A 3,448-nucleotide genomic window follows, 5' to 3' on the forward strand; every position below is an offset into this window, starting at 1 on the left:
GGTAATGATAACGGGTTGAAGTAGGTTTATCTTTTGTTTAAAGGATACAATGAGCATGGCGGCCATGGTACCAACAAAAGTTACAATCAAACACGGAATGAAAATATCGGTTGGGTCTTGCGCATTTTGGGTTGACCTAATGGCAATTACACTAACAGGAATTAAGCATAAACCTGCGGCATGCAAGCATAAAAACATAATCTGCGAATTGCTGGCAACATCCTTATTTGGATTAAGCTCCTGCAAACTTTCCATCGCCTTTATACCAAATGGAGTGGCGGCATTATCTAAGCCTAATAAATTGGCTGAGAAATTCATGATCATGTGCCCCATAGACGGATGTCCTTTTGGAATTTCAGGAAAGAGTTTTGAAAAAAAAGGGCCAATAATTCTGGATAATAAACGGATACCACCTGCTTTTTCGGCGATGCTCATTAACCCCATAAATAAAGCCAGTGTTCCAATTAATTTAATGCAAAGGTCAACCGCAATCCAGCAGGTTTCGATAATGCCGTCTAATTTTAAAGGGTTTAAGGGATCGGATGATTTACCGATTACCATCCAGTTAAAAATATCGCTATGTCCGAAAAAGAAACATTTAATACTTGCTACTACAATAGCCACGATAATAAATGCTGACCAAATTCTGCTTAATGCCATTGGGGTTGTTTAGTTTTATTTTGAATGGGTTAAAATACCGCTTTTAAGCGAAAATTCATAGAGGGAGAGTCTGGAGTCTACAGTCTTTAGTCTGAAGTCAGATTATGCAAGCTAAATAATGGTTGATAGTCAGTAGTTAAATTGTTGATTGCTATGGTTTTTAAACAATATGCTATAAACTATAAGGCCATCAACTATGATCTATCAAGCCATTAACCAAAAGAAAAGTCCATAGCCAATAGTATTAAGCTATCAACCATGAACTTCTGACTCTGGACTTCGGACTAACTATGGTTTATCATCTGTTAGTTCAAAACCCCAGGTTTTTCCTTTTTCAGTTGCAGGTACTCCGCTTGTCATCCAGGCTGGCGCTTTCGCACCTTTTAGATAATAATCGAAAAACTGTTGCTCACGGATTTGAATATCCTTACGGTTCTGGCGTTGAACCAGGTTATGCGCTTCGCCATTATAGTTTAACATCCAAACTGGTTTACCTAAACGGCGCAGACCGGTAAACATTTCGATACCCTGATACCAAGGCACAGCTCCATCTGCATCATTAGCCATTACCACAACAGGGGTATTTACTTTCGGGAACATAAATAGTGGTGAGTTCTCGATGTATAATTCTGGTTTTTCCCAAAGTGTTGCACCAATACGACTCTGTGTTTTTTCGTATTGAAACTGACGGTTCATACCAGTTTCCCAACGGATACCACCATAAGCAGAAGTCATATTGACTACAGGCGCACCGGCCCAAGCGGCAGCATACATGTTATTCTGCGTAATGAGATAGGCTACTTGATAACCACCCCAGCTTTGACCTTGGATACCGATTTTACTACCATCTACCCAGCTATTTTTCTTCAGGCTTTCTACACCAGAGTTGATGAATTCAACTGCAGATTTACCTGGGTGACCAGTTTCATAGCTAATATCTGGCGCAAAAACCAGGTATCCGTTACTCACGAAATAAGAAATATTTAATCGAGATGGAGTAGGTGCTGGCGCTTGATAAGTGTATAAACCATCCGTTAGTTTTTCGTAGAAATACGCAATCATCGGATATTTCTTATTTGGATCGAAATTTTCCGGTTTGTACAGTATACCTTCGGCTTTATAGCCTTTCGGCGTGGTCCACTTAACCAGCTCAGCCGTGCCCCAATTGTAGTTTTTTTGTTGAGGGTTGGTATTGCTTAATTTGGTTTCAGTTTTGAAATCGGTAGTGATATAAACATTTGGCGATTCTACATAATTGGCTTTATCGTAAATATAAGCATCAGCATCTTTAGCTTTTAGCAGGTTTGAATATTTAAACTTAGCCATTACTACCAATTCTGGCGCTTTAGCCGAACCTACGTTGGTACGGTAAAACCCGTTTTCTTTAGTTAAATTATTAAAACCATCTAACCAAACCGTTTCGTTCACTTTTACAAATTTGCTATCTGCATTGCGCTCAAACCTGTTATCCTGTTGTACTCTTTCGTAACGGAAGGTAATGTTGTTTGCTCTTCCAAAACCGGCAGTAATATTTTTTGGTGCCGATTTTCCATCTGGTGAGAACGACCAGATATCGTATTTATCGTAAATTAAAACAGCTTTATCACCTTCGGTCCATGTTGCTAAACCGTAAGGGGAAGGTAAATCCGGTACATCGTTTTCCTCATCAACAAATTTTTCGCTTAATCCAGCTGTTAATACGGTTACTTTTCCGGTGGTTACACTATAAGTATTCCAGCTACCTGCTTTTCTATCAAAATATAAAACATAGTTTCCGCCAGGAGAAGCCATTGCATAACCGCTTAAATTATCAATGATTTTCTTTTTCTGGCCATTTTTAGTATCAACTAGATAATAATCTTTTGACGTAGAACCACTCCATTGTGATTCGATCCTGCGGCCATAGTCTGTAGATGCTAAAACCAGATTCGCATCACCTTCAGCAATCAGATTGGCGTCAGGCAATTTTAAATCCGCTAATGGAATTACTTTTGGATCACTGCTATAAACATCAATCACCGATAAATAGCTTTTTTTACCGTCTCTATCTGCATTTTTAAGCTGCATAGGTTGCAAGTAATCGTCTTTGTAATTCCAAACATCAACTTTGGCCACTTCGAAATCTACAATAGTGGTGTCTTTTGGTTTTTTGATAGGGGAGATGCCGAAAAACAATTTCTTGCCATCTTTACTAAAGGTTATTTTACCATCGCCATTAACCGACCATTTTGCAGGTAGTCCTGGCATATCAAAATCAACCAGTATCTGCGCCGTATCTAGTGTTAAAGAGTTGTAATAAATGTTGTAATTTTTTATTTCCTGTTTCTCCGGACTTTGCTCGCCCACAAAAGCCACATGTTCGCTTTCCTCATCAAAAGTGAAGTTTTTGAAACTTCCTTTACCTTTAATCAGGCTTTTTAATATGCCTTTTTCTGTATTGAGCAAGAATACACCCTGTGGGGCCGTTTTGTCTTTTTTAGACCCGCTGCAGGCAAAAACCAACTGTTTGCCATCTTTACTGAAATAATAATCGGTAACGAATTTATAAGTTTTATCTGTGCCCGTTAAAAGGTTTTTCACCACTAAATCGGTTCCTTCGTCGGTCTTACCTTTTCCGGCAGGTTCATCATCTGCAAAATCCATTTCACCATCCTTTTTCTCAGCCGGTTTTACAGTTTTCTTTGCTGTATCCGGCTTTTCAGTTAGATAAGCCATTACACCTGCACCTTCTTCAGGGAATTTGAAAGATTTTACCCTTGCCACTTTTGTAACGGCACTGGTGCTGAGG

At 39.1% G+C, this 3,448-nt stretch carries 2 protein-coding genes; both read right to left on the reverse strand.

What is annotated here, in order from left to right; all coding sequences use genetic code 11:
* Positions 1 to 660 (reverse strand): nucleoside recognition domain-containing protein (locus AC1DND_RS23165; protein ID WP_477584947.1); only part of this gene is annotated, 660 nt, incomplete at its 3' end.
* Positions 661 to 948: 288 nt separating this feature from the next.
* The coding region (locus AC1DND_RS23170; RefSeq protein ID WP_477584948.1) for a S9 family peptidase at positions 949 to 3,448 on the reverse strand (2,500 nt) is incomplete at its 5' end.

This window comes from Pedobacter sp. 01N416 (genome assembly GCF_056399685.1).